Origin of the sequence: Kocuria marina, assembly GCF_000786655.1 — a bacterium.
Lineage (GTDB): Bacteria > Actinomycetota > Actinomycetes > Actinomycetales > Micrococcaceae > Kocuria > Kocuria marina_A.
On record NZ_JROM01000041.1, the window covers coordinates 15,065 to 38,599 of the forward strand.

Below are 23,535 nucleotides of genomic sequence, written 5' to 3' on the forward strand. Positions count from 1 at the left end.
GAGTCTTACTTGCTCGATGCGCTCGAGTCGCGCTTCTCGCGGATGCGAGCAGCCTTACCGTGACGATCGCGCATGTAGTACAACTTGGCACGGCGCACGTCGCCGCGGCTCACGAGCTCGATCTTCTCGATGATCGGGGAGTGCACCGGGAAGGTACGCTCCACGCCCACGCCGAAGCTGACCTTGCGCACGGTGAAGGTCTCGCGCACGCCGGAGCCCTGACGGCCCACGACGAAGCCCTTGAACACCTGAACACGGGAGCGGTTGCCTTCCACGATGTTCACGTGCACGTTGAGGGTGTCGCCGGCACAAAAGTCCGGGACGTCGTTGCGCAGCGACTTGGCATCAAGCTGGTCAAGAATGTTCATGACATAACTCCTCGTGATCGCCGCAGGTCTCCCACGTGTGGTCCGCGTGTCACCCCGCGCGGGGTGGCATCGCTCCAGGATCCGGGACGGAACTTGGGATGGCCGTGCCGGGTGGTGCGTCGTTGGTCGCTCTCCCCCCTGCGGCAGGGGCGTGCCCGACGCACACACAGCGCTCCATTATGCCATATCCGGCGTGCCCTCCGCGGCCGCGTGCTCGTCGTCACGGCGCCACGATCCGCCCGCCACATGGAAGCCGTTCTCGGCGAGAACCGCGAGGTCCGCTGTGTCCAGGTCCGCGGGGTCCAGGGCGAGGATCATGTCCGGCCGGCGCCGCGCGGTGCGCGTGAGCTGTTGGTCCCGGCGCCATCGCTCGATCCGCCCGTGGTGCCCGGACAGCAGGATCTCGGGCACGGCCCGCTCGCGCCACAGCGCGGGTTTCGTGTAGACGGGGTACTCGAGCAGCCCGCCCGTGTGGGACTCCTCGGCCAGGGACTCGGGATTGCCGATCACGCCGGGGATCAACCGCGTCACGGCCTCGACCATGGCGAGCACGGCCACCTCTCCCCCGTTGAGCACGTAGTCGCCCAGGCTCAGGGGACGCACCCGCACCTCGCCCCGGGCGTTGTCGATGAAGCGCTCGTCGATCCCCTCGTAGCGCCCGCACGCGAAGATCAGGTGCTCCTCCGCTGCCAGTTCGTACGCGATCCGCTGCGTGAACACCTCCCCCGCCGGGGACGGCACCACGAGCACGGGTGCCGCGGAGTGTTCCTCGACGGTCCCGGACGACTTCGCGGCTCCCGGCTCCGCGGTCTCCGCGGCGTCCGTCGCGACAGCCGGCGCCGCGGTCTCCGGGGCCTCCGGTGCGGTCCGAGCGGACGACGACGCCGCGGCGTCGCCCCCTGCGTGCACCACCGACTCGAGGGCGAGCGTCCATGGCTCGGGCTTCATGACCATGCCCGCACCCCCGCCGTAGGGGGTGTCGTCCACGGTGCGGTGCCGGTCGGTGGTGAAGTCGCGGGGATCGGTGACCGCGAGGTGGAGGACCCCGTCCGTGACGGCCTTACCGATCAGGGACAGGTTGAGGGGCTGCAGGTACTCGGGGAAGATGCTCAGCACGTCGATGCGCACGGTTCACTCCGCTTCCGCGAGCTCGAGCAGGCCCGGGGGTGGGCTCACCAGCACGACGCCCGCGTCCAAATCCACCTCGGGGACGATTTCTTCCACGAACGGGATGAGCACGGGCCGCCCGCCGCCGTCCGGGGTGATCTCCAACAGGTCCTGGGCGACACCCTGGATCAGCGCCTTGACCGTCCCGATCCGGGCGTCGTCCCGTGTGATGTCCACCGCCGTGAGACCCAGCAGGTCGTCCTGGTGCCACTCGTCGTCGTCGAGCTCGAGGTCCGCGACCTCCGCGAACAGTTCGAGACCCCGAGCGGCCTCCGCCGCGGTGCGGTCCTCGATCTCCTCGAAACGCGCCACCAGCACGTTCTTGTTCCACCGGGAACCGCTCACGGTCACGTGCTCGAGCTGCGGGGAGCCGGCCCCGGCCGGTGCATTGCCCTCGCTCCTACCCCGCTCACGGGCGGGCTGCACCTCGAGCACGGAGCCCGGGGTGAACCGCGCCCGCGGGTCGTCCGTGAACAACTCCACCGTGACTTCTCCCCGCACCCCGTGCGGTTTACCGATCCGGGCTACCCGAACGCTCATGGCATCTCCTCGTGGCGACTCGTGCTGTGTGGGGCCCGCACGCTACCGCGCGGGCAACGACCACGGCCCCCGCTCCTCGATGCGAGGAACGGGGGCCGTGATACGTGTGTCTCGTGTGTTCGCGTCAGCGACGCCGGTCGGTGTCGACCACGTCCACGCGAACGTTCTCGCCGGAAGCCAGTGCCGAGACCACGGTGCGCAGGGCCTTGGCCGTGCGTCCCGATCGCCCGATCACGCGACCCAGATCGTCCGGGTGCACTCGCACCTCGAGCGTCTGACCGCGCCGACCGTCGCGGGAGCGCACCGACACGTCGTCGGGGCTGTCCACGATGCCACGGACCAGGTGCTCGAGCGCTTCGGCGAGCATGCTCACTCTGCCTTCTCGGCGTCGTCCTCCGTGGCCGCGGTCTCCTCGGCGGGAGCTTCCTCGGCCGGGGTCTCCTCGGCCTTGTCGGCCTTGGGGGTGATGGCCTCGGGGATGATCACGGAACCGTTGTCCGGGGCCACGAACTCGGCCTTGGCCTCGGGCTGCTTGAGGGTGCCCTCGGCGCCCGGCTCACCCTTGAACTTCTGCCAGTCACCGGTGATCTTCATGAGGGACAGCACGGCCTCGGAGGGCTGCGCACCCACGCCGAGCCAGTACTGCACGCGATCCGACACCAGGTTGATGTACGAGGGGTGCTCGGTGGGCTGGTACACACCGACCTCTTCGATCACGCGACCGTCGCGCTTCTTGCGGGAATCCACGACGACCACGCGGTAACGAGGGTCACGCATCTTGCCCATACGCTTGAGACGAATCTTGACTGCCACTTGTGTGGTTACTCCTGTTTCGAATGGAATCGGACATCGCACACACCTGCCCGTGGGGCGGGCCGTGAGTGGATTTCCTGTGGACGCGACAGCACGCGCGGTGAGAGGGTCCGCACGGGTCGAGTACCCGACCATTGTGCCACACGTGTCAAACCGCGGACGGTCGGGGACGAACGCGTCAGCGGTTCTTGCGTGCGCGCACCGACGCCCACAGTGCGGCCTGCAGGGCGGCGTCCGTGAACAGCGCCGCCGATGCCGAACCGAGCACGGCGGCACGGCGTCCCCCGCGGGCTGCGAGACCCGCGAGCCCCGCGCCGAGGGCGATCTCCGCTCCCCCGATCGCGAGCAGCAGGCCCGGCCTGCGCACGTAGGCCCGCTGGATCCGGGACAGCACGTCCCCGCCGCTGGGCTCCACGCTCGCGGCGTCCAGCATGGACAGACCCAGGGGCCGGGGCTCGAAGTCCGAGACACCGTCGACGTCGTGCAGCTCGCGCTGGGACTCCACGAGCTTCGCGGCCACGGTGGGCAGGCCGAGCAGTTGCAGGACGGATTCCAGCAGCAGCCCCGAGCTGGGCGTGCGCGCGTAGTTCTCGAGCCGGGCCGTGGCGGCGGCGTCCAGGTCGGTCAGGGACGCGATGAACTCCACCGCGGTCAGCATGCGGGCCTCGGCGGCACCCGCGGCGGGCGACGACGCGGCGTCGTCAGCCCCTGCGGCGCTGCCGGTGTCGGAGGCGCCGTGGGACTCCGCGACGCCGTGCGTTTCCGGCGCTTCGGTCGCGGGCTGGGCCGTGGGCGCCGGGCTCGCCTGCCCCCGGAGCGCTTCGAGGGCGAGGTCGGTCGCGGACTCCGCGGGTTCCCAGCGCAGCGTGGAATCGTCCGCGATCCGCGCGAACTGGGCACTCCAGGACTCGCGATCGTTCAACGAGTTCACGGGTGGGTAGATCCGCAGGCTGCGGCTCTCCCCGTCCGAGGTGATCAGGACCGCCATCGCGTCGGGATCCGCGGCGGCCGCGAGAGCCCCGGGGTCCAACTCGTCCGGCACCAGGACGACCGACCAGCCGTTGCGCGCAAGCGCCGTGAACCGGGTCCCCAGAGCGGTTGCGATGAACGGCAGCTGCGGGGCATCCGCGTGCACGATCAGCGCGGTGCGCGGCGCGGCACTCATGCGCGCCGGCCGCCGTCCATGACGCGTTCGACCACGGTCCCGGAGCGCAAGGCGTCCAGGGCCGCACGGATGTGCTGCGCCATGCCGGAGCTCAGCACGGTCTCGAGGTCCTCGGGGGCCACCCACCGGTACGAGAGCAGTTCCTCCTCCTGCACCGTGATGGGGGTGTCGGAGGGGATCTGCCCGCCGTCGTAGAGGAAGGACACGGAGTCCCCCCACATGCCCATGCCCACCCCGTGGCTCACCGCGAGCAGTCGCCCGCCCTCGAGGTGAAGGCCGACCTCCTCCACGACCTCACGGAAGCACCCGGTGCGGGGATCCTCCCCCGCCTCCACGGTGCCGCCGGGCAGGGTCCAGTCGTCCTTGTAATTGGGTTCGACCGTGAGCACGCGACCGCTCTCGTCCCGGATGATCGCGGCGGACGCGAGCCGCCGGGTGGGCAGCGACGCGATGAAGCTGCGCAGTTCGTCGTCGGGAAGGTATGAACCCATGACCGCCTACTTTCCGAGGAATTTCTCGAAGCCCTTGGGCAGGTTCAGCGACTCGGCGTCCAGGTCCTTGCCCTGGGCACCGAACGCGCTGCCCGGCGCCGCCGGCTTCTGACCGGAGGCCAGGGCCGCGTTCTCCTGCGCGCGCTTGGCGGGGTTGCCGGAGCGCGAGCTCTTCTTCTTGGACTTGCCCTTCTTGGCAGCGCCACCGCCGGCGCCGCCCATCCCGGGAATGCCGCCGGGCATCCCGGGCACGCCCTTGCCCTGGGCGAGACGCTTCATCATCTTCTGCGCCTGGGCGAAGCGCTCCATGAGCTGGTTGACCTCGGAGACCGAGACACCGGAACCCTTCGCGATGCGCGCGCGGCGCGAACCGTTGATGATCTTGGGGGCCACGCGTTCGTGCGGGGTCATGGAGCGCACGATGGCCTCCACGCGGTCGATCTCCCGCTCGTCGAAGTTCTCGAGCTGCTCACGCATCCCGGCGGCGCCGGGCATCATGGCGAGCATCTTCTTCATGGACCCCATCTTGCGCAGCTGCTGCATCTGCGCGAGGAAGTCCTCGAAGGTGAAGTCCTCCTGATCGGTGAACTTCTTGGCCATCCGCTCGGCCTCGGTCTTGTCCCACTGCCGCTCGGCCTGCTCGATGAGCGTGAGGACGTCACCCATGTCCAGGATGCGCGAGGCCATCCGGTCCGGGTGGAACTGCTCGAAGTCCCGCACGCCCTCGCCGGTGGACGCGAACATGATGGGCTTGCCGGTCACGGCGCGCACGGACAGGGCCGCACCGCCGCGGGCGTCGCCGTCGAGCTTGGAGAGCACTACGCCGGTGAAGTCCACGCCCTCGTCGAACGCCTTGGCGGTGTTCACGGCGTCCTGACCGATCATGGCGTCGATCACGAACAGGACCTCGTCCGGGTCCACGGCGTCACGGATGTCACGGGCCTGGTTCATCAGGGCCTGGTCGATACCCAGGCGCCCGGCGGTGTCCACGATCACGACGTCGTAGAGCTTGGCGCGCGCGAAGTCCACACCGTCGCGGGCGACCTTGACGGGATCCCCCGTGGGGTCGTCCGACTCGGAGGTGGCACCCGGCTCGGGCGCGAACACGGGTACCCCGGCGCGCTGACCCACGACCTGCAGCTGCGTCACGGCGTTGGGGCGCTGGAGGTCGGAGGCCACGAGCACGGGCTTGTGGCCCTGATCGGTGAGCCACTTGCCGAGCTTGCCCGCCAGGGTGGTCTTACCGGCACCCTGCAGACCCGCGAGCATGATGACCGTGGGACCGGACTTGGCCAGGTTGATCCGGCGGGTCTCCCCGCCCAGGACGTTCTGCAGTTCCTCGTTGACGATCTTGACGACCTGCTGGCCCGGGTTCAGGGCCTCGGAGACCTCCGCACCGAGCGCGCGCTCCTTGACGATCGCCGTGAACTCCCGGACCACGGGCACGGCCACGTCCGCCTCGAGCAGGGCCCGGCGGATCTCCCGGACGGTGGCATCGACATCGGCCTCCGAGAGCCGGCCCTTGCCGCGCAGGTTCTTGAAGGTCGCTGTGAGCCGGTCGGACAGTGAATTGAACACGGGGTGGTCGCTGCTTTCGTCTGACAACGGATGAATTCAGTGTCCCAGGTTAGCAAGCGAAGCCCCGCCCGGTCGCCCGGACGGGGCCTGTGCCGAAGACGTCGCGCGCGACCTCAGAGCGCGACGTCACCCAGTTCGCCGGTGCTCACGCGCACGGTGTTCTCCACGGCAGTGACCCACACCTTGCCGTCCCCGGGTTCGCCCGTGCGTGCGGAGGTGACGATGACGTCCACGAGGTCCTGGACCTCGCCGTCCTCCACGACCGTCTCGATGCGCACCTTCTCGAGGAGGTCCACCGTGTACTCGGCACCGCGGTAGACCTCGCGGTGCCCGCGTTGGCGGCCGTAGCCGTGGACGGTCAGCACGGTCATGCCCTGCACGCCGTATCTCTCCAGGGCGTCTTTGACGTCACTGAACTTCTCGGGTCGCACCACTGCGGTGATCAGCTTCACTGGTTGTCTCCTTTGCTGGCGGTGGGCACGGGGGCTTCGGCGGTCCCGGGCAGGGGCCGCGCGGGGGCTTGCCCGGCGAAGTAGCCGGTGGCCTCGTCTTTCAGCGAGTACGCGGACTCCGCGTGCTGGGTGAGGTCCACGCCGATGACCTCGTCCCGGCGGGTGATCCGCAGCCCCATCGTGGCCTTCAGGACGAGCCCGATGACCAGCGTGAGGACGCTGGTGTAGAGCGTCACGAAGAGGGTCGCGGCGAGCTGGGTGCCCAGCAGGCCCCAGCCACCACCGTAGAACAGCCCGGCCCGGCCCTCGGAGGGGATCGCCAGGAAGCCCAGCGCCACGGTGCCGACAATGCCGGAGACCAGGTGCACGCCGCACACGTCCAGCGAGTCGTCCAGGTGGATCCGGTACTTCAGGCCCACGGCGATCGCGGAGCACGCACCGGCCACGGCGGAGAGCAGGATCGCCCCGAGCGGGGTCACGTTGGCGCACGCCGGGGTGATGGCCACGAGCCCGGCGACGACGCCCGACGCCGCACCCAGCGACGTCGCGTGCCCGTCCCGGATGCGCTCGGTGAGCAGCCAGGCCAGCATGGCCGCAGCCGGGGCCACGAGCGTGTTGGTCCAGATCAGGGCGGCCTGCTCCACGGTGGTTGCGGCGCCGGCGTTGAAGCCGAACCAGCCGAACCACAGGATGGCCGAGCCGAGCATCACGAGCGGCAGGTTGTGCGGGCGCTGGCCCGAGTCGCGGCCGAAGCCGCGGCGGGCGCCGATGAGCAGGATGAGCACCAGCGCCGCGATACCCGCGTTGATGTGCACGGCGAGCCCGCCGGCGAAGTCGATCGGCTCGCCGAAGATCCGGCCCAGGGCGCCGTCCTCGGAGAACAGCCCGTCACCCCACACCATGTACGCGAGGGGGAAGTAGACCAGGGTGACCCACACGAGCGTGAAGACCACCCACGTGCCGAACCGGGTGCGGTCCGCGATCGCGCCGGAGATCAGGGCCACGGTGATGATCGCGAACGTCACGGAGAAGTCCGAGGACAGCAGGTCCTCGGTGTCCATCAGGCCGTGCAGACCGACGTGCGCGAACGGATCCGCGGTGAGGCCGCCCAGCACCGGGTCCCCGGCGAGCATGGAACCGCCCCACAGCACCCACACGACGCCCACCACCCCGAGCGCGGCGAAGCTCATCATCATCATGTTCAGCACACCCTTGGCGCGGGTCATGCCTCCGTAGAACAGTGCAAGTCCGGGGGTCATGAAGAACACCAACCCCGCGGCCACCACGGTCCACACGTGTCCGGCGGTCAACTCCACCCGGATCACCTCGTCCCTGTCTCGTGTCGGCACAGCCTTTGCGCCTGTTGCACACAGTCAACGGGGCGGGTGTTACCGCGACAGCGCGGGTTCGTGACGCCGGTGTTTCACGTCACGTCCGCGTGTGACGATCGTGTTAACTCCTCAGGTACCGGCGTCGATGCCGGTTCCAGTGCAGTGGCGGGGCCAGTGCACGTGCCGGTGCCCCGACGACGACGGCGCCCACTCCCACGAAGGGGGCGAGCGCCGTCGTCGTCGCGAGAGGGAGCAGGCTCAGTCGATGATCGCGTCCACGAACTGCTCGGCGTTGAAGGGCGCGAGATCGTCCGGGCCCTCGCCCAGGCCGATGAGCTTGACGGGGACGCCGAGGCCGCGCTGGATGGCGACCACGATCCCGCCCTTGGCGGTGCCGTCCAGCTTGGTGAGCACGATGCCCGTGATGTCCACCGCCTCCGCGAACACCTTGGCCTGGGTCATGCCGTTCTGCCCGGTGGTCGCGTCGATCACGAGCAGCACCTCGTCCACCTCGGCGGCCTTCTCGATTACGCGCTTGACCTTGCCGAGCTGGTCCATCAGACCCGCCTTGTTCTGCAGGCGCCCGGCGGTGTCCACGAGGACCACGTCCGCTTCCTGGTCGATGCCGGCCTTGACGGCATCGAACGCGACCGAGGCGGGGTCCGCACCCTCGTGCTCCGAACGCACGGTGGGCACGCCCACGCGCGCACCCCACGTCTCGAGCTGGTCCGCGGCGGCCGCACGGAACGTGTCCGCGGCGCCGAGCATGACGTCCTTGTCCTCGGCCACGAGCACGCGCGCGAGCTTGCCGACCGTGGTGGTCTTGCCCACGCCGTTGACGCCCACCACCAGGACCACCGCGGGCTTGCCCGGGGCGGCCTCGGTGCGCAGGGAACGGTCCAGGGTGGGGTCCACGAGCGCGAGCATCTCCTCACGCAGCAGGGACTTCAACTGCGCGGGGTCCTTGGTGCCCTCGACCCGCACGCGCTTCTTGAGGTTCTCCACGAGCTCGAGGGACGCGTCCGTGCCGAGGTCCGCCATGAGCAGCGTGTCCTCGATCTCGTCCCACGTGTCCTGATCGATGCGTTCGCGGGACAGCAGGACCAGCAGACCCTTGCCGAGCATGGTGTTGGACTTGGCCAGCCGTCCGCGCAACCGGGCCAGGCGCCCGCGGGCGGACTCCGGGCGCTCGAGGGTGCTGACCGGTCTGTCCTCGACGAGGGTGTCGCCCTCGGTCGCCGGGACGTCGTCCAGGTCCCGGGTGTCCGTGTAACCGCCCCGGGGTGCCTTGGGCCGGCGCAGCAGCAGGATGCCGAACACCACGAGCAGCACCACCACCACCGCGGCGACAATGAGTATCCACATCAGTTCAGTCGTGATCACCCTCCTAATCTCCCATAAACTGCAGGGCGTGTCCCGCCCCGATCCCCGCGACCCCGCCGAGCATCCCGTCCCCGCCTCCCCCGACGACGCGCGCGCCGTTCCCTCGGCCGCGGACGACGACGCCGCCGCGGGTCCCGCGCGGCGCGGCAGGGTCCCCGAACCCATCAAGGTCCTGATCGCCGCGGCCTTCGTGATCGCCCTGGGCTACGGGATCGTGGCGCCCGTGCTGCCGCAGTTCGCGGCGAGTTTCGGCGTGGGCGTGGCCGCGGCCTCCGCCGTGATCAGCGCGTTCGCCCTGTGCCGGCTCGTCTTCGCCCCCGCGAGCGGTGCAGTGGTCAACAAATTGGGTGAACGGCCCACGTACCTGATCGGTCTGATCGTGGTGGCCCTGTCCTCGGCCGCGACCGCGTTCGCCCAGACCTATGGGCAACTGCTGATCTTCCGCGGCCTCGGGGGGATCGGCTCCACGATGTTCACCGTGTCCGCGATGGGCCTGATCGTGAGGTTGGCCCCGCCCACCATGCGCGGGCGGGTCTCCGGGTACTACGCGACCGCGTTCCTGCTGGGCGGCATCCTGGGGCCCGTGCTCGGCGGGCTGCTCGCGGGCCTCGGGATGCACGCCCCGTTCCTGATCTACGCCGGGGCCCTGCTGGTCGCCGTCCTCGTGGTGTACGTGCGGTTGAAGGACGAGACGATCGGCGCCAAACGCGCCGGCCGGGCCCAGCCGCCCATGCGCGTCCGCGAGGCACTCGACGCCGGCGCGTACCGTGCTGCGCTCGCGTCCAGTTTCTCCACGGGCTGGACGGCCATGGGCGTACGCGTGGCCCTGGTCCCCCTGCTCGCTGTCCAGGTGGTCGGCGAGGGACCCGCCGTCGCCGGGCTTGCACTGGCCCTGTTCGCCGTGGGAAACGCCGCTGCCCTGACCGTCACGGGGCGGCTCACCGACCGCGTGGGGCGCAAACCGCTCGTGCTCACGGGGCTGCTCGTGTGTGGACTCGCGACCATCGGGGTGGGGCTGAGCACGTCCGTGGTGATGTTCGCGGTGCTCTCGCTGCTCTCCGGCGTGGGCTCCGGAACCCTCAACCCGGGACAACAAGCGGCCGTGGCGGACGTGATCGGCCCGGATCGCGCGGGCGGCAGGGTACTGTCCCGGTATCAGATGTGCGCGGACGCGGGCCAGATCGCCGGCCCCGTGCTCGCGGGTGCGCTCGCGGACGCCGCAGGCTTCGGCTGGGCCTTCGGGATCTCGGGAGCACTCATGCTGCTCGCGGCGATCGCGTGGTTGCCGGCCAGGGACACCCTGCCCCCGGTGTCGCGCACCCACGCCCCTGCCCCTCGACGAAAGTGAGCCCCGGTGGCCGCAACCGAGCGACGTCGCCCCCGCTCTTCGACGACGCTCTTCATGGTCGTGTTCATGACAGGGCTCATGGCGAACGCGATCCTCAGGGAGCTACGGGACCGCGGGATCATCACCACGCCGGTGCTCGTGCTCGCCATGGTGTTCCTCCTGGGCGGGTTCGCAGTGTACTGGCGGTTCTACTGGGTCCCCAGAGCGTCGAGTTCGGAACCGGACCGTCCCAGGATCACCGTGGCCGAGACGTGGCACAGCCCGTATCCGCCTCCGACGAAGGTTAGCGGGCCCTGCCCCTGGCAGCCACCTTCCAGACAGAGGCCCGGAACGGAGACTCCCGGATCCGTGGCGAGGTCCGGGACGACGTCGGGTGGCACTCCGGCCCACCCCCAGCAAGTCATCGAGGACGAGGTGCGCAACCGCCGGGCCGCGCTGTTGCGCCGCGCCCGCGCGGCGACAAGCTGAGTCGTCTCACCCTCGGCTAGCGAGCGGCGTCGTCGGCGGAAGACCTCAGCGCAACTGCGAGAGCTGCTGGCCCACGACGAGGCTTACGCCGTCGCCGCGCATCGAGACCCCGTAGAGCGCGTCCGCGATCTCCATGGTGCGTTTCTGGTGGGTCACGATGATCAGCTGCGAGCTCTCCTTGAGCTGCTCGAAGATGGTGAGCAACCGACCCAGGTTCCGGTCGTCCAGCGCGGCCTCAACCTCGTCCATGACGTAGAACGGGGACGGCCGGGCCTTGAAGATGGCCACGAGCAAGGCGAGCGCCGTCAGCGAGCGCTCGCCGCCGGAGAGCAGGGAGAGCCGCTTGATCTTCTTCCCGGCGGGTCGGGCCTCGACCTCGACCCCCGAGTTGAGCATGTCGTCCGGGTCGGTCAGGCGCAGCCGCCCCTCCCCTCCCGGGAACAGGGTCGCGAACACCGAGACGAACTGTTCCGCGGTGTCCCGGTAGGCCTGGGCGAAGACCTCCTCCACGTGCTGGTCCACCTGCCGGATGATGTTGCGCAGATCCGTGCGGGAATTCTTGACGTCCTCGAGTTGGGTGACCAGGAACTTGTGGCGTTCCTCGAGCGCGGCGAACTCCTCGAGCGCGAGCGGGTTGACCTTGCCGAGCGCCTTGAGCTGCTTCTGCGCGCGCTGCAACCGGGTCTCCTGCTCCTCGCGTTGGAACGGGGTCCCGGCATCGGTCATCCGGGGCAGTGCGAGCTGGACGGGCGCGCCGTCCTCCTCGGTGCGCTGGGCCGCCTCGATCGCTGCGTCCGCGTCCGGGACGGGCAAGTGGGGGCCGTAGTGGTCCACGAGGAAGTCGGGGGTCATCCCCAACTCCTCGAGGGCCGTGGTCTCGAGCCCCTCGAGCCGGGCGCGGCGCTGCGCGAGGTCCAGTTCCGCGAGGTGGAGCTGTTCGGTGAGTTCCCCGATCCGCCGGGTCAGCTCGTCACGTTCGGAACGCAGCCGCTGCGCGGCCTCGTCGAGCCCGGCTCGGCTGGTCTCGATCGCGTCCCGCTGAGCAGCCGCCCGCGCCGCGGCGTCGTCGGCGCGTTCCCGGAGATAGCGCGCGGCCTCCCCCACGGCCCGCGCCACGACCGCTTGCACGCGGCGGCGTTCAGCCCGCCGCGCGGCCTCGGCCTGCGCGGCGCGTTCCGTGCGCGCCGCCCGCGCCTGGGCCTGAGCGCGGGACTCCGCGTGGCGGTGCTGTTCCTCGAGTCCGCGCAGCGCGAGCCGCGCCTCGGTCTCGGCCTCGCGCGCGGACCGGGCCTCCGCCTCGGCGCGATCCTTCGCGGCCGCGGCCGCGAGCTGTTCCCGGTCGAGATCCTCCTCGTCCCCGGTCTCGACGTTCTCGGCGCCTTCCACGGCCTCCCGCAGCTCCTCGTCCCGCTGGGCGAGGCGCTGCTGCGCGGTCTCCAGGACACTGCGGCGCCGTTCCAGTTCGGAATCCGCCGACGCCGCCGTAGCCTCCGCCCTGCTCGACGCCGCCCCGGCCGCCGCGGCCTCCTGCTGGGCCCGCTGCGCCGCCCGGCCGGCCTCGCGGGCCTCCCGTTCCGCGGCCGCGCGCTGCTCCTCGGCCTCCCGGGCCCGAGCGGCGGCGGAGTCCGCCGCCTCCTGTAGCGGCCGGGTCCGAGCGTCCTCGCGGTCGATCAGCGCGAGGATCTCGAGGTTGCCGGCCGCCTCCGTGGCCCCGCCTTGCACCCGATGGGCGCCGTACACGTCACCGTCGCGGGTGACCACGCGCAACGCGGTGCCGGCCCGGTCGTCCGCCGCGGCGGCGTCGAGCACGGCGAGCGCGGAGGACGCGTCCGGCGCCAGCACCGTGGTGGCGAGTTCGGCCCGCACCGCGGCCACGACGGCGGCGTGTCCCGCGGCGTCGGACCCGTCCGTCGCGGCGGAGATCACGTCCGTGGCGAGCACGCAGCCCTCGGGCAGGGTGGGCCGGACGCACTCGGTGCTCGCGCCGTCCTCGCGCGCGATCACGAGGTGCACCCGACCCGATCCGGCATCCCGCAGCCGGGAGAAGATCTGTGCCGCGGAGGTGTGGGAGGCCACGGCAAGCGCGTCGGACCACGGGCCGAGCGCGGCGGCCACGGCGCGTTCCCAGCCCGCGCTCACGCGCACGGCCCGCGGCACCTCGCCCACCACGGGCACCACGTCCGCCACGGAGGAGGAGCCGTCCGGTTGGCGCACGGATTCACGCAGGGTCTCGAGGCGCACGGTGTGCGCGTGCAGCGCGCTCGTAGTCTCCTGACGGTGGGTGTCCGCGTCCCGGGAACGGGAGCGGGCGGCGTCGGCGGCCTCTTGGGCCTCGCGGGCCTGCTCCGCGCGGCGCTGGGCCTCGGCCGCGGTGGCCTCGGCCGTCTCGCGCAGCGATGCCATGTCCAGGCGGGCGTTCTCGGCGCGGGTCACGACGTCGGAGATCTCCCCGCGCACGCGTTCCACGTCCGCCTCAGCGGCCGTGAGCGCCGACCGCGCGGCGGTGACCGCCGCGGCGAGCCGGGCCTGCCCCGCGCGTCGGTCCGCGGCACGGCGCACGAGCGCGGCCGATTCCTTTTCCGCGTCCCGCGCGGTCGATTCGGCGGCCTCACGCGCCGCATGCGCACGGTCGAGGTCCTCGCGCGCCCCCACGACCCGTTCGGCCAGCTGTTCAGCCTCGGCGAGTGTCCGGGCGGCCTGTTCCTCGAGGGTCTGCGCGTCCCGGTTCGTGGCGGCGGGTTCCTCGGTACTGCCCAGCAGCCGACGGCGCTCCTCGGCCAGGGCCGCCAGCGCCCGGTAGCGGTCGCGCACCGTGCTCAGTTCGTACCAGCTCGTGCGGGCCGCGTTCAGTTCCGGGGTGGTGCGCGCGGCACGGGTCTCGGTCTCGTGCAGCCGCTGGGCGAGATCCGCGGCCGCGGTCTCGAGCTCGGCCTTGCGTTCGCGCGCCGCGCGGCTCGCGTCCTGGTCCGTGTCCATCCCGGCGCGCGCCGCCACGAGATCGTCCGCGAGCAGACGGGCGCGCGCATCACGGACGTCGTACTGGATCCGCTGCGCCTTACGAGCCGTGCGCGCCTGCCGACCCAGGGGCGTGAGCTGACGCTGGATCTCACCGGTGAGGTCCTCGAGCCGGTCCAGGTTCGCCTGCACCGATTCGAGCTTGCGCAGGGTCTTCTCCTTGCGGCGGCGGTGCTTGAGGATCCCTGAGGCCTCCTCGATGAACCCACGGCGGTCCTCGGGGGTGGCCTGCAGGATCCGGTCCAGCTGCCCCTGCCCCACGATCACGTGCATCTCCCGACCCAGCCCGGAGTCGGAGAGCAGCTCCTGGATGTCCAGCAACCGGCACGAACGGCCGTTGATCGCGTATTCGGAGCCCCCGGAGCGGAACAGCGTGCGCGAGATGGTGACCTCGGAGTATTCGATCGGCAGGGCGCCGTCGGCGTTGTCGATGGTCAGGGACACGTGTGCGCGGCCCAGGGCGGAGCGACCGGAGGTGCCCGCGAAGATGACGTCCTCCATCTTCCCGCCGCGCAGGGACTTGGCACCCTGCTCCCCCATGACCCACGCGAGGGCGTCCACCACGTTGGACTTACCCGACCCGTTCGGCCCCACGACCGCGGTGACCCCGGGCTCCATGTGGAACGTGGTGGCGGACGCAAAGGACTTGAAACCACGCACGGTGAGGGTCTTCAGATGCACGCGGGGTCTCCAATGTCGTTGTCGCTTACGCCGCCCCTCGGCGCCCGCACCGGCGGGTGACGGGCGCGCCGACCTGGGCGATCGCGAGCGCGGGGGCAGCCCCCGAGTCTACCCGGGGCGGGCCCCGCGGCGGTGTGGGGCGCGTGCGGGGGCTCACACCCGCGGCTCACCGGGGCCGGAACGGCCTGCGCCCGCAGAGAAACGCAACGTACATCCGAAGGGAGCTGTCAGTCGGGACCGTTAGACTGAGCCGGTCCAACCCGCTAGTTCACCCGAGCGCCGAGGCTCTCCTCTCACGATCGATTCCTTGACGGTACGGGTGGCGTCTGATCGAAAGCGCCACATTGACCGGTAACTCCACCATCAGAAACCGAAATGCCGCAGTCCTATCCGTGACCAAGACGGAGGCGGACGTGGTAATTCCGTCTACTCGGTTCGATGAGGAGTTGGCAGAGACCTTCCGGCGGCTGCGCATGCCCAAGGGGCTGCTCGAGCGATTGGCCGGGATCAAGGAACGCGGCGGTTGGGCACCGGGACGCCACTTCACGGACGGCGCCACGGAGGCCGGCCAGGAGGCCCTGCGGCAATCGGGGGTGGCCCCGGAGCAGATCGGGTTGTTCATCAACGCGTCCGTGACCCGCGACAACTTCGAACCCGCCGTGGCCGTGGGCATCCACGACCGGTTGGGCCTGCCGAGCTCCGCGCTGAACTTCGACATGACCAACGCGTGCCTCGGCTTCGTCAATGCCCTCACCGTGGCGGCGTCCATGATCGACGCCGGGGCGATCGAGTACGCCCTGGTGGTCGCCGGTGAGGACCCCTCCCCGTGGCACCACGCAGCGGTGGAACGGTTGCGCGGGGACGACATCACCCGCGAACAGGTGGTGCAGGAGTTCGCCACGCTCACGCTGGGGTGCGGTGCCGCCGCGGCCGTGGTGGGCCCCGCGGACCGCCACCCGAACGGGCACCGCATCGTGGGATCCGTCACGCGCGCGGGCACGGAGTTCAACCACCTGTGCATCGGCGGGGACGACGGCATGTTCACGGACGCCACCGGGCTGCTCAACCACGGGGTGGGCCTCGTGGTCGAGGCGTGGCTCGAGGCCGAGAAGGACGGCTGGCAGTGGCGGGACATGGACTCCTACGTGACCCACCAGGTCTCCAACTCGCACACCAACAAGCTCATCCAGGACATGGGCCTGGACGCGGACCGTGTCCCCCTCACCTTCCCGTACTGGGGCAACGTGGCCGCCGCGGCCCTGCCCATGACACTCGCGCTCGAGGCCGAGCGGCTCGAACCCGGCCAGCGCGTGCTGTGCCTGGGCGTGGGCTCGGGCCTGAACACGACCCTCATGGAGATCGCCTGGTAGCCCGCCCGTAGCCCCCGGTCACCGCCTCACAGAACGGAGGAGCAACGTGCTCTCCACACCCTCCCCGGAACGCACCACCACGGTGCGTCTGCCCTTCACCGACACCCCGCTGCCGGGCCTGGACCCCGCGTGGTCCACCACGGTGAGCGTCCCGACCACGGCGGCCGTGGAACCCGTGCCCGGCAGGAAGCGCCGCTGGCACGTGCTGGACAATGGTGCGCAGCTCTCCCGGGCGGGCCGCAGCCCCCGCGGGATCATCCTGGCGGTGCACGGCAACCCCACGTGGTCCTACCTGTGGCGAGACGTGGTGCGCGCCGGCCAGACGGCCGAGCAGCCGTGGCGCGTGGTGGCCGTGGACCAGCTGGACATGGGCTTCTCCGAGCGCACGGGATTGTTCCGCCGGCTCGAGGACCGCGTCCGGGACCTCGGGGACCTCACGCACGCGCTCGGCATCGACGACGCCGGACTGCCGGTGGTCACCTTGGCCCACGACTGGGGCGGGCTCATCTCCCAGGGCTGGGCGCAGGAACACCCACAGCTCCACGCGGCGACCATCATGACCAACACCGCCGTTCACCACGACAACGCCGAGCCCATCCCCTCGGCCCTGCGGCTCGCGCTCAACCGCGCCGTGCACGAACCCCTCACCTCCGGGACCACCGCGTTCCTGGACACCACCCTGGCCCTGTGTGATCCCGCCCCGGCCAAGGACCTCAAGAAGGCCTACAAGGCTCCGTACACCTCCCGCGAGCGCCGCGAGGGCATCGCGCACTTCGTCGCCGACATCCCCGCCGAACCGGGCCACCCCTCCAACGCGGCGTACGAGCGCATCGCCGGGCGGATGAGCGCGCGCGAGGTCCCCACGCTGCTGCTGTGGGGCACCAACGATCCCGTGTTCCAGCAGCGTTACCTCGAGGACCTCATGCGGCGGGCACCCCACGCCGACGTCCACCGCTTCGAAGGCGCCAAGCACCTGCTGCCCGAGGCCCGGGACATCGCCCCAGCGATCCTCACGTGGCTCGGTGAGCGTTTCGGTCAGGACGAGCCCGTGGTGCAGGCCCACCGTGAGCGCCGCGCGCGCGGTCGCGGGGACTTCGTGCCGTTCTTCGCCGAACTCGACGCACGACGCCGCGACGCCTCCCCCGCCGTCGTGGACATGGGACCCGTCATGGGAACCGTGGACGGTTCCGCTCCGGCGCTCAACGTGGAACGCACGGTAACCTGGGCGCAGCTGAGCACGTCCGTGGACCAGCTCGCGGCGGCCCTGCTGCGCACGGGCGTGCGTCCCGGGGACCGCGTGAACCTCATGGTCCCCCCGGGCTCCATGCTCACCACCTTGATCTACGCGTGTCTGCGCATGGGCGCGGTGATCGTGGTTGCGGACCAGGGGCTGGGCCGCAAGGGACTGACCCGGGCGCTGCGCGGGTCGTCCCCTGACTGGTTCATCGGCATCCGTAAGGCCCTCGTGGGTGCGCGCGCCCTGGGCTGGCCCGGACGCCGGATCTCCGCGGATCGACTGGATCCCATGTCCAAGAAGCTGCTGGGTGTGGAACACACCGTGGCCGAGCTCATGGACTCGGTGACCACCGTGCGCGCGGAGGACATCCCCGCCGTGAACCCGGACGCCGAGGCCGCCGTGCTGTTCACGTCCGGCTCCACCGGACCCGCCAAGGGCGTGGTCTACACCCACCGCCAGATGGCCGGGATGCGCGACACCATCCGGGACACCTACGGCCTGCGTGCCGGGACCGGGCTCGTGGCCGGGTTCGCGCCGTTCGCGCTGCTCGGCCCCGCCCTTGGTGCCGCCTCCGTCACGCCGGACATGGACGTCACGAGCCCCAAGACACTCACCGCACAGGCGCTCGCCGAGGCCACAATGGCTATCGGTGCCACCGCGGTGTTCGCGTCCCCGGCGGCCATCGCCAACGTCCTGGCCACCGCGGACGAGCTGTCCCCCGCCGAGCGTGATGCGCTGGCCCGGGTGGACCTCATGCTCTCCGCCGGAGCGCCGATCCCCGAGGAGCTGCTCGCCCGGTTGCAGGAGCTGATGCCCGCGGCCGAGCTGCACACCCCCTACGGGATGACCGAGGCGCTGCCCCTGACCGACGTCAGCTTGGACGTGATCCGCGCGGCACGGGAGGACGCCCAGAGCGGTGTAGAGGGTGCGGGCCGCGGCGTGTGTGTGGGCACCCCGGTCGAGGGAGCGCAGCTCGGCGTATTGCCGCTGCGCGCGGACGGCTCCGTCTCCCCCGACATCGTGACCACCCCTGGTGTCACCGGCGAGATCGTGGCGCGCGCCCCGCACGCCAAGGACCACTACGACCGGTTGTGGATCACGGAGCGCGCCTCCGACCTGACCCCCGGCTGGCACCGCACCGGGGACGTGGGGCACTTCGACGCCCGTGAGCGGCTGTGGTACGAGGGCCGCCTGGCCCACGTGATCACGATGTCCGACAGGCCGGTGTCTTCCGTCGCGGCGGAGCACGCCGCCCAGACGGTTCCCGGTGTGGGCCGCGTGGCCGTCGTGGGTGTGGGCCCCCGCGGTTCCCAGTCCGCCGTGGCCGTGATCGAAACGGTGCCCCCGGCCGCCAAGCCCCACGTGGCCCCCGCGGATCTGGCCGAGCGCGTGCGCGCTACGATCGATTTCGCGACCGGGCTGGCTGTGAGCGCCGTGCTCGTGATCCCCGAGCAGCCCACGGACATCCGCCACAACTCCAAGATCGACCGCGCCGAATTGAGTGACTGGGCCGAGCAGGCCCTGGCCACCGGAAAGATGAGTGCCCTGTGAGCCACGACCAGACCCCCGCTCCCGACCGCTCCGGCGCCGGCCGCCACCGCGCCGACGATCACGACGCCGCTGCGCCGGCTCCTGGGGCCACCGCGGCCGGGGCGGCGTCGTCGGCTCCCCGGAACGACGGGAACGCAAGCAATTCCGATGCAAACGCATCGAATGGAGACCGGCAGGACACCGCTCCCGGCGTCGCGCAGATCGCGGATCCCGAGCGTGGCGGCGCCACCGCGACCCAGGGTGAGCTGACCGGGGACGGCCGCACCGTGCTGGTGACCGGCGCGTCAGGGATGCTCGGAGGGGACGTCGCCCGCGTCCTGCTCTCGCGCGGCTGGCGCGTGCGCGTCTTCCAGCGGGGTCACGCATCCGTGGCCGAGCGCGAAGGCGTCGACGAGGTGCTCGGTTCGGTGACCGATCCCGACGACGTGGCGCGCGCGCTCGACGGCGTGGACGACGTCATCCACCTCGCGGCCAAGGTCTCCTTCACCGGGGACTGGGAGGACTTCGTGCGGGTCAACGTGACCGGGACGCGTGTGCTGCTGTGCCAGGCCCAGAACGCCGGGGTGCAGAACGTGGTCTTCGTGTCCTCGCCGTCCGTGGCCCACGCGGGCGTGTCGATCGAGGGCGCGGGCGCGGAACCCGCAAACCCCCAGACGGCGCGCGGGAACTACGCGCGGTCCAAGGCCGCCGCTGAACTGCTCGGCCTGAGCATGGACGGCCAGCGCGACCTCAAGGTGGCCGCGGTACGTCCGCACATCGTGTGGGGCCCCGGGGACACCCAGCTCGTGGAGCGCGTCGCGGATCGCGCGGCGGCCGGGCGGATGCCGTACCTGGACAACGGTGCGGCCATGATCGACACCACCTACATCGACAACGCGTCCGAGGGCATCGTGCGGGCGCTCGAGCGCATCGACACCGTGCGCGGACGCGCGCTGGTGATCACCAACGGTGAGCCCCGCCCGGTGGGCGAACTCATCGCGCGGATGTGCCGCGCCGCGGGCGCCCCCGCGCCCACGCGCTCGATCCCCGGTGGCGTGGCACGCTTCGCCGGCCGCGTCATCGAGAAGGTCTGGCCGTACCTGCCCGCGAAGTTCCGCGGCGGGGACGGCGAGCCGCCCATGACCGAGTTCCTGGCCGAGCAGCTGTCCACGGCCCACTGGTTCGACCAGCGCGAGACCCGCGAACTACTGGACTGGACGCCGTCCGTGAGCCTGGACGAGGGCTTCGCGCGGCTCACCGCGTACTACTCCGACAAGCCGCGCCCGCAGCGCAACACGGGATCGGTCGCGGTGTCACGCGTGGTGGAGGTCGCCGACGACCAGCGCATCCGCGCCGAGGACGCCTCGATCGCCCCCGAAGAAGAGAGCGGGACGAGCAACGACCTGCAGATCGTGCGCGCACAGTAGGCGCTGTCGTGCCCGTGGCGTGGAGCCGCGGGCACGATGCGAACCAGGGTGCAGGCCCCGCTACCCGGCATCCGTGTGCGGTTGCTCAGTAGTGGTAGCGCGCTTGCAGGATGACGAGATCGTCACCCACGACCATGTAGACCAGCCGGTGTTCAGCAGTGATTCTCCTCGACCACGCGCCTGGGGCACCGTATGTCAACTGCTCCGGTTTGCTGATCCCGGGAAAGGGCTCGCGGACGCACGCATCAATGAGGCTGTTGATCCGCGTGACGATCTTCCGGTCCACGGTCTACCAGTGGGTGTAGTCCTCTAGGCGGACGCGTCCCAGACCGACCTCACGCGGGCCCCGGGGTCTGTTCATCTTGACGGTCCAGTTCGTGGACCTCGGTGGTTCCCGCGGTGGCCCGCTCGTAGGCGTCGAGGAGCCTGCGAGCATTGGTCGGAGACCGGAAGAGGTATGTGGTTCCCTGCCACGCCGCGTACTCGTCCGCCGCCATGAGTACCGCATTGCTTTGGCGGTACACGATCTCCACGGCCTCGCGGTCCTCGTTGACGCGCTCGATCAGGGGGAACAGGGTCTTTCGAAATTCACTGGCGCTCAACGACATGGGATGACCTCCCGTCGGCAATTGGTACAGAATGACGGCGCCACTCCCACCGAGCTTTGAGTCATCTGCCTCCGGTGCATCCTGGCGTGAGTGGCCGGGTACGACGTCCGGACAGGGCCGGGACCGATGCCCGGATCAATCGATCTCTTCGCCGGCGAGGGCCTTGGCGGCCAGGCGCTCCTCCTCACTGACCTCCCACACCTCGTAGGCGGCGTGCAACGCCAGCAGGATGATCAGACATCCGAGGACCAGGTCCGGCCCTCCCGAGCCCGTCCATGCGGTGATCAGGGCCATGACGATGATCGCCACGTTCACCAACACGTCGTTGCGGGCCGAGAGGAACGCGGCACGGCCGAGGGAGCCGCCGTGGTTGCGGACGCGGGCGATGACGAGAGCACTCGTCCCGTTGATGACAATGGCGCCGAGCGAGGCGAGGACGACGGGCAGCACGTCCGGTGCCACAGGCTCGGCGAACAGCTGAGCTGCTTCCCATGCCGCGAACGCGGCCGGAGCGAGGATCACGACGGCCATGACCTTGCCCATGACGGCGCGCTTGGCCAGGGCCCAGCCAAGCGCCGCAAAGATCAACAGGTTGATCGAGGTGTCCTCGAGGAAGTCGACACTGTCGGCCAGCAGCGACACCGACCCTGAACCGAGCGCGACGAAGAACTCGACGAAGAAGTACCCGAAGTTCAGGAGGGCGACCGTGAGCACAGCTCGACGGACCCGGGGTGCATCGAAGGCGCCGGGCGCCTTCCCCGGGTTCTCGTTCGGTGCACTGGGAGCGTTCATGGGCACAATTCTCGTCATTGGCTCTCGGGTCGCCCCGGGGCCAGCGGGTGATCCGGATGGCATGGGCTGCGTGGGGACATCAATGTCGGTCTCGACCCCCGACGGGCGTGCCGCCTGCGGGGTCTCTCGTCAGGGCCGGAAACGTCTCGGCCGCCGCTGGCACCGCGAGCAGCGATACGAGGAACGGTTGGCGAAGCGCTCACGCACGATGACGCCGTCGTCCCCGCCGGCCTCACAGCGAGGGCACGGCTGGCCCGCACGGCCGTAGGCGTTGAGTGACCGGGAGAAGTACCCGGACTCGCCGTTGACGTTGACATACAGCGAGTCGAAGCTCGTGCCGCCCGCGTCCAGCGCGCGACGCATGACCTCCTGGCACGCCGCCACGAGTGTGTATGTGCGCGGCGCGGTCATGGTCTCGGTGGGCGCGGCCCAGTGCAGGCGCGCCGCCCACAGCGCTTCGTCCGCGTAGATGTTGCCGATCCCGGAAATCAGCCCCTGGTCCAGCAGCGCGCGCTTGAGCCCGGTCCGACGACGACGCAGCGCCGCGTGGAAAGCCGCCACGTCGAAGAGCGGGTCCAGCGGATCGCGCGCAATGTGCACGGCGTGTTCCGGGACCGTGCCGTGGCCGTCCGACGCGGGCACCAGACGATCCAGCAGCATCCCACCGAAGATCCGCTGGTCCACGAACCGCAGTTGCTCTGGCAACGGCTGCCCGGACGCATCGAGCGCCGGGGACAGCTCCAGCCGGATGCGCTCGTGGCGCGACCTGGGTTGTTCCGGGGAGGACACGAGCAGTTGCCCGCTCATCCCCAGGTGCACGAGCAGTGCGCGGGAAGGTTCTGACCCATCCGCAGCGCGCACGGGCAACCACAGGAACTTGCCGCGCCGGCACGCGTTGACAACTGTCAGCCCGGTCAGTTCGCGGCGGAAGCCCTCCGGGCCGTCGGTGTGACGCCGCAAGGACCGGGGGTCCACGACCTCCACGCTCTCCACGGTGCGCTCTACGACCCAGCGTGCGACGCCGCGGCGCACCACTTCCACTTCGGGCAACTCAGGCACAGCGCGCTCAGTTCTCGGTGGCGAAACGTTCGACGATTGCCTCGCACGCGGCCGCGGCGGCCGCGCGTTCGGCGGCCTTCTTGGACGTCCCCTCGCCGTGTCCCAGGACATCACCGTGTACGACGGCGTTCGCGGCGAAGCGGCGCGCGTGGTCCGGGCCGGTGCCCTCGACCTCGTAGCGCACGGTCCCCAGCTCGTACTGGGAGGCGAGTTCCACCACGCGGGTCTTCCAGTCGCGGCCCTCGTGCAGCACGCGGGTGTCCTCGAGCAGCGGGACGATCAGGCGCAGCACCAGATCGCGCGCGGGCAACGGCCCGCACGCCTCGTAGACCGCGCCGATCAGGGCCTCGGTGGTGTCCGCGAGGATGGAGGCCTTCTCGGCCCCGTGCGTGCGGATTTCACCCTTGCCCAGGCGGATGTGGGGGCCGAGCCCGAGAGTTTTGGCGACCCCGGCGAGCGCGCGGGCGGAGACCACGGATGCGCGCAGTTTCGCGAGGCTGCCCTCGTCCCACTCGGGATAGCGGTGGAAGATCTCGTCCGTGACCGCGAGCTGCAGGACCGCGTCCCCCAGAAACTCGAGGCGTTCGTTGTGGACTTCCCCGGGGTGCTCGTACGCGTACGAACGATGCGTGAGCGCAATGCGAAGCGTCTCGGTGTCGAGTTCGACACCGAGACGCTCAAGCAGTTCGCCGGGATCCGGCAAAGTGGTCAC

At 70.6% G+C, this 23,535-nt stretch carries 21 protein-coding genes and 1 pseudogene; 5 read left to right on the forward strand and 17 right to left on the reverse strand.

Going from position 1 to position 23,535, the window contains the following annotated elements:
• Positions 1-5: 5 nt before the first annotated feature.
• The 11 genes from rplS to ftsY form a co-directional block, all read right to left on the reverse strand.
• Complete coding sequence (rplS, locus tag AS25_RS09130; protein ID WP_035964541.1) at positions 6-368, reverse strand: 50S ribosomal protein L19; 363 nt, start codon at positions 366-368, stop codon at positions 6-8.
• 177 nt (positions 369-545) lie between these two features.
• Positions 546-1,496, reverse strand: coding sequence for a tRNA (guanosine(37)-N1)-methyltransferase TrmD (gene trmD, locus AS25_RS09135; RefSeq protein WP_052160863.1), 951 nt, complete (start codon positions 1,494-1,496; stop codon positions 546-548).
• Between the two features lie 3 nt (positions 1,497-1,499).
• The gene (gene rimM, locus AS25_RS09140; protein WP_035964543.1) at positions 1,500-2,075 is read right to left on the reverse strand and encodes a ribosome maturation factor RimM; all 576 of its coding nucleotides are present in this window, start codon (positions 2,073-2,075) and stop codon (positions 1,500-1,502) included.
• A 124-nt stretch (positions 2,076-2,199) separates the two neighbouring features.
• Positions 2,200-2,442, reverse strand: coding sequence for an RNA-binding protein (locus AS25_RS09145; protein ID WP_035964545.1), 243 nt, complete (start codon positions 2,440-2,442; stop codon positions 2,200-2,202).
• A 2-nt stretch (positions 2,443-2,444) separates the two neighbouring features.
• Positions 2,445-2,888, reverse strand: coding sequence for a 30S ribosomal protein S16 (gene rpsP, locus AS25_RS09150; RefSeq protein WP_035964547.1), 444 nt, complete (start codon positions 2,886-2,888; stop codon positions 2,445-2,447).
• A gap of 178 nt (positions 2,889-3,066) precedes the next feature.
• Positions 3,067-4,053 carry a hypothetical protein gene (locus tag AS25_RS09155; protein ID WP_035964551.1) on the reverse strand — a complete coding sequence of 329 codons (987 nt, stop codon included), beginning with the start codon at positions 4,051-4,053 and terminating at the stop codon, positions 3,067-3,069.
• A complete protein-coding gene (locus AS25_RS09160; protein WP_035964553.1) occupies positions 4,050-4,544 on the reverse strand; it encodes an NUDIX domain-containing protein in 495 nt (164 codons plus the stop codon). Before AS25_RS09160 ends, AS25_RS09155 begins: the two co-directional genes overlap by 4 nt.
• Positions 4,545-4,550: 6 nt before the next feature.
• Positions 4,551-6,122, reverse strand: coding sequence for a signal recognition particle protein (ffh, locus tag AS25_RS09165; RefSeq protein WP_035964555.1), 1,572 nt, complete (start codon positions 6,120-6,122; stop codon positions 4,551-4,553).
• 113 nt (positions 6,123-6,235) lie between these two features.
• Positions 6,236-6,574 (reverse strand): P-II family nitrogen regulator, encoded by a 339-nt coding sequence (locus AS25_RS09170; protein ID WP_035964556.1) that lies wholly within the window; start codon positions 6,572-6,574, stop codon positions 6,236-6,238.
• A complete protein-coding gene (locus AS25_RS09175) occupies positions 6,571-7,890 on the reverse strand; it encodes an ammonium transporter (protein ID WP_035964728.1) in 1,320 nt (439 codons plus the stop codon). Before AS25_RS09175 ends, AS25_RS09170 begins: the two co-directional genes overlap by 4 nt.
• A 273-nt stretch (positions 7,891-8,163) precedes the next feature.
• Positions 8,164-9,270 carry a signal recognition particle-docking protein FtsY gene (gene ftsY / locus AS25_RS09180; RefSeq protein WP_172644436.1) on the reverse strand — a complete coding sequence of 369 codons (1,107 nt, stop codon included), beginning with the start codon at positions 9,268-9,270 and terminating at the stop codon, positions 8,164-8,166.
• 46 nt (positions 9,271-9,316) lie between these two features.
• On the opposite strand from ftsY, the gene AS25_RS09185 reads away from it, so the two are divergent.
• On the forward strand, positions 9,317-10,636 hold the full coding sequence (locus AS25_RS09185; protein ID WP_437123715.1) for an MFS transporter: 1,320 nt from the start codon (positions 9,317-9,319) through the stop codon (positions 10,634-10,636).
• 6 nt (positions 10,637-10,642) lie between these two features.
• Positions 10,643-11,104, forward strand: a complete 462-nt coding sequence (locus AS25_RS09190) for a hypothetical protein (RefSeq protein ID WP_156960948.1) — start codon at positions 10,643-10,645, stop codon at positions 11,102-11,104.
• 45 nt (positions 11,105-11,149) lie between these two features.
• On the opposite strand, the gene smc is transcribed toward AS25_RS09190, so the two are convergent.
• Positions 11,150-14,800, reverse strand: coding sequence for a chromosome segregation protein SMC (gene smc / locus AS25_RS09195; RefSeq protein WP_035964558.1), 3,651 nt, complete (start codon positions 14,798-14,800; stop codon positions 11,150-11,152).
• Between the two features lie 344 nt (positions 14,801-15,144).
• Here smc and AS25_RS09200 point away from each other — a divergent pair, with 344 nt between their 5' ends.
• From AS25_RS09200 to AS25_RS09210, 3 genes are all read left to right on the forward strand, one after another.
• On the forward strand, positions 15,145-16,170 hold the full coding sequence (locus AS25_RS09200) for a 3-oxoacyl-ACP synthase III (RefSeq protein ID WP_035964560.1): 1,026 nt from the start codon (positions 15,145-15,147) through the stop codon (positions 16,168-16,170).
• Positions 16,171-16,216: 46 nt separating this feature from the next.
• Positions 16,217-18,958 (forward strand): alpha/beta fold hydrolase, encoded by a 2,742-nt coding sequence (locus tag AS25_RS09205; protein WP_084118120.1) that lies wholly within the window; start codon positions 16,217-16,219, stop codon positions 18,956-18,958.
• Between the two features lie 200 nt (positions 18,959-19,158).
• A complete protein-coding gene (locus AS25_RS09210) occupies positions 19,159-20,364 on the forward strand; it encodes an NAD-dependent epimerase/dehydratase family protein (RefSeq protein ID WP_052160877.1) in 1,206 nt (401 codons plus the stop codon).
• Between the two features lie 85 nt (positions 20,365-20,449).
• On the opposite strand, the pseudogene AS25_RS09215 reads toward AS25_RS09210, so the two are convergent.
• The 5 genes and pseudogenes from AS25_RS09215 to rnc all read right to left on the reverse strand — a co-directional run bounded on the left by AS25_RS09215 (position 20,450) and on the right by rnc (position 23,535).
• A pseudogene (locus tag AS25_RS09215) lies at positions 20,450-20,703 on the reverse strand (Txe/YoeB family addiction module toxin).
• Positions 20,700-20,972, reverse strand: a complete 273-nt coding sequence (locus AS25_RS09220) for a type II toxin-antitoxin system Phd/YefM family antitoxin (protein ID WP_035964563.1) — start codon at positions 20,970-20,972, stop codon at positions 20,700-20,702. Before AS25_RS09220 ends, AS25_RS09215 begins: the two are co-directional and overlap by 4 nt.
• A 135-nt stretch (positions 20,973-21,107) precedes the next feature.
• A complete protein-coding gene (locus AS25_RS09225) occupies positions 21,108-21,764 on the reverse strand; it encodes a cation efflux transmembrane domain-containing protein (protein ID WP_084118121.1) in 657 nt (218 codons plus the stop codon).
• A gap of 129 nt (positions 21,765-21,893) precedes the next feature.
• Positions 21,894-22,823, reverse strand: a complete 930-nt coding sequence (mutM, locus tag AS25_RS09230; protein WP_035964565.1) for a bifunctional DNA-formamidopyrimidine glycosylase/DNA-(apurinic or apyrimidinic site) lyase — start codon at positions 22,821-22,823, stop codon at positions 21,894-21,896.
• Between the two features lie 7 nt (positions 22,824-22,830).
• Positions 22,831-23,535, reverse strand: a complete 705-nt coding sequence (gene rnc, locus AS25_RS09235) for a ribonuclease III (protein ID WP_035964567.1) — start codon at positions 23,533-23,535, stop codon at positions 22,831-22,833.

Bases quoted from the DNA above. Each gene is read 5' to 3' on its own strand.
- rplS (WP_035964541.1), bottom strand. From the start codon at position 368: ATGAACATTCTTGACCAGCTTGATGCCAAGTCGCTGCGCAACGACGTC.
- rimM (WP_035964543.1), bottom strand. From the start codon at position 2,075: ATGAGCGTTCGGGTAGCCCGGATCGGTAAACCGCACGGGGTGCGGGGA.
- AS25_RS09145 (WP_035964545.1), bottom strand. From the start codon at position 2,442: ATGCTCGCCGAAGCGCTCGAGCACCTGGTCCGTGGCATCGTGGACAGC.
- AS25_RS09155 (WP_035964551.1), bottom strand. From the start codon at position 4,053: ATGAGTGCCGCGCCGCGCACCGCGCTGATCGTGCACGCGGATGCCCCG.
- AS25_RS09160 (WP_035964553.1), bottom strand. From the start codon at position 4,544: ATGGGTTCATACCTTCCCGACGACGAACTGCGCAGCTTCATCGCGTCG.
- ftsY (WP_172644436.1), bottom strand. From the start codon at position 9,270: ATGTGGATACTCATTGTCGCCGCGGTGGTGGTGGTGCTGCTCGTGGTG.
- AS25_RS09220 (WP_035964563.1), bottom strand. From the start codon at position 20,972: ATGTCGTTGAGCGCCAGTGAATTTCGAAAGACCCTGTTCCCCCTGATC.
- AS25_RS09225 (WP_084118121.1), bottom strand. From the start codon at position 21,764: ATGAACGCTCCCAGTGCACCGAACGAGAACCCGGGGAAGGCGCCCGGC.